Here is a 3,026-nt window from a genome sequence, read left to right as displayed (position 1 = left end):
TTGAAAACGGTCACAAGGTAATGATTGTTGGCAGGAACATTGAAACCCTTCGTGAAGCAGCTAAGGAATTAGGAAACGACACAGCTTTTATGGCAATGGATTTGGCGCGCCTTGATTCAATTACTGAAGTATTAACGAATATAAATGATGCCATAGGAAGAATTGATATATTAATCAATAATGCCGGGATTCATTTAAAGAAAGAACTGCTTGAAGTCAGTGATGAAGAATTTCAAAGGATTATTCAGGTAAATCAAAATAGCGTATTTGCATTGTCCAGAGAGGTTGCTAAGCATATGGTTAATGCAGGAAGTGGTGTCATTTTAAATATTAGCTCCATGGCATCTCAATACGGAATACCTAAAGTTATAGCTTATACCGCGGCCAAATCAGCTATTGAGGGAATGACCCGAGCCATGGCCGTTGAATTATCACCAATGGGGATTCGTGTCAACTGCATTGCTCCGGGATTCATAAAAACAGAAATGTCATCCAAAGCATTAAACAACGATCCCGAAAGGAAAGCTAAAGTATTAGGTCGTACACCTATGGGACGTTTGGGACTACCCGAAGAAGTCGCTGATGCAGCATACTACCTTTGCTCCGATCAGGCAAGCTATATTACAGGCGTTGTTTTACCTGTAGACGGTGGAAATTCTATAAGCTTCTAAGTTATGCCACATACAAAAGCATGGAGCTACAGAGAATTAAATACTATTTCGATACGGGCAAAGTAAGATAGACACTCTAAAAAAGTTAAAACATGTTTGGACGAGAATTTATTCAGTTAACAAGAAATATCACTCTTTACATATTTGGTGCGATGATATTTCAATCATGTAACCCTAAACCTACAGATAATTATGAAGATAAATTAAAGGCCCGCTCTATAGCTGCTTTTGATCGTTTTGAAGAGGTATGGGATTTCAATGATTTTTGGAAAAGAGGTAATACGTTTGATGCATGTTTAACATTTGCTGATGCAGCACACCAGCAATGGCCCAACGATCCGGAAGTAGCAACGATACAATTAAAGATTAATGACATGTTAAAGGAGAATCTTGCTTTTTTTAATCGATTTGATCCGGGAGGTCTGTGGGCTGATGATTTTGGCTGGTGGGGATTAATGGGACTCAATGCCTACAAACATTTAAAAAGAACAGGGCAAACCGATTTAGCAGAAAAATATCTTAAACTTTCTACCGATTTGTGTTGGGAATACAAAAGAAACACAGCTTATGATGATTCGCCTTTGGCAATTCCAGTGCCCCATGGGTGCAGAAACGGAGATGCTAACGGTGTAAGTCTTGGGGTTAAAAATACTGTTACAAACGCATTGTTATTTTTATTATCGTCTCGCATATATCGCTTAAGCCTGGAGGAAGATATTGATGAAAATACAAAATACCTGGACATGGCATATCGTCAGTGGCTTTGGTTTAATCAATGGTTTGAACTTCAGGAATATGAATATTTAAAGAAAACTTCACCATCGGGCGCACTGGTGCAAGAAAGACCAATGGCTTTTATTGAAGGTTCTGACTATATATTCAAGGAGCATCCGCCATGGGCTGAAGGATGGGTGTGGTCAGGCGATCAGGGGATGGTTATAGCAGCCTTAACAGATATGTACCTGGTCAGGCATCAGTTAAACGATTGGATTATAAAAAACGACATTGATGCCAATTTTGATGTTACTGCATTTGAAAAGCGTGTGCTTTTTTTAATTCACGAAATTGGACAAGGAATACAAACAGCCTTAACAGGAAAACATGATGACATCATTCGTGAGGCACCATGCTTATCAAGCTTTGGTCCCATTCATGGAAATGATTATTTAGCTGGACGAGGCATTTTAATGCGATACATTGGAGCGAAAGAAGAAAAGGCACTTTTAGGAGTTGATTTAAGTATCAATATCAAAGCAACAGCAGATGCAATTTGGCAAACAAGAAATAAGGAAAACAATCAGTTTCAGCCCGAATTTACAAGCAGAGAAAATGACGAACTATACATAGAAAACTTCAGGAAAGTTTGGGGATTGGCAGACAACGTATATAAATGGGACATTAAAAAGATGAAAAAGCAAAACAAGCTAGGGGTCTGTCAGTCCATTGGACTTGATGCCTTGGGTGCTGCGATTAAGTCATTAAAGGATTAATTTATTATTGCTTGATTTCAGCTATTGATTGGCATAACTCATATAGAAATATCACAACTGGAGGTACAGTTTAAATGCCGTGAACGAAACAAAAGACCAAACCTAATTGCAATGAATAAAACTAACCTGATTGCTCTGTTTTTTATTATCTCTATCTCTTGCAGCGCACAGCTGGAAGGAGAAAAGATTGACTTCTTATCCGACAACTGGAAAACACTGGGCTCTGCAAAAGTTCAAAAGCAAGACTCAGAAGTAACAACATCTATTGCTGAAGGAGTTGGAATAGCATATCTGGATGGCCTGGAATTCGAAAACGGAATCATTGAATGTGACTTATATTCACCAACCGCGAAAGCCTATTTAGGACTTGCATTTCGAATTGGAGCCTTAGATAATTTCGAGTGCATCTATTTTCAACCGCATACAAGCGGGAAATGGGATGCTATTCAATATGATCCAATCTTCAATAGTTCTGCAACCTGGCAACTATATCATGGTGAAGGCTACCAAGGAATAGCTGATATTCCCGTACAAAAATGGTTTCATGTAAGAATTAAGGTGGTTGGCAATACAGCAAAAGTATATCTTAACAACAATCAGAACCACTCTTTGTCAGTACAACTTAAGCATAGCTCCAAATCCGGTTCTGTTGGTGTTTATAGTTATCATCCGGCAATCTTCAAAAACCTGAAAGTAACTAAAGTAGAAGCTCCTTCCGACTATAAAGAGCCAACTAAAATCAACCTAAAAGATGAGCGATATATTTCAAGTTGGCTGATATCTGAACCTTACGATAATTACCACCATACAAGAAACATTCAGGAATTAAATAAAAGCCTGAATAATTGGCATTCAATAAATGCTG

Annotated in this window: 3 protein-coding genes; all 3 read left to right on the top strand. The window is 38.3% G+C overall.

All coding sequences use genetic code 11. The annotated features are described in order from the left end of the window. Positions 1-671 (top strand): SDR family NAD(P)-dependent oxidoreductase (locus AC4MRQ_RS25435; RefSeq protein WP_491200545.1); only part of this gene is annotated, 671 nt, incomplete at its 5' end. A 92-nt stretch (positions 672-763) separates the two neighbouring features. Continuing rightward, positions 764-2,161 (top strand): hypothetical protein, encoded by a 1,398-nt coding sequence (locus AC4MRQ_RS25430; protein WP_491200544.1) that lies wholly within the window; start codon positions 764-766, stop codon positions 2,159-2,161. A gap of 111 nt (positions 2,162-2,272) precedes the next feature. Next, positions 2,273-3,026: 3-keto-alpha-glucoside-1,2-lyase-like domain-containing protein (locus AC4MRQ_RS25425; protein ID WP_491200543.1), on the top strand; the 754-nt coding region annotated here is incomplete at its 3' end.

Source organism: Carboxylicivirga sp. (assembly GCF_982718395.1).
Note: the sequence above shows the minus strand (reverse complement) of the source record. Positions and strands in the feature narration are given on the sequence as shown.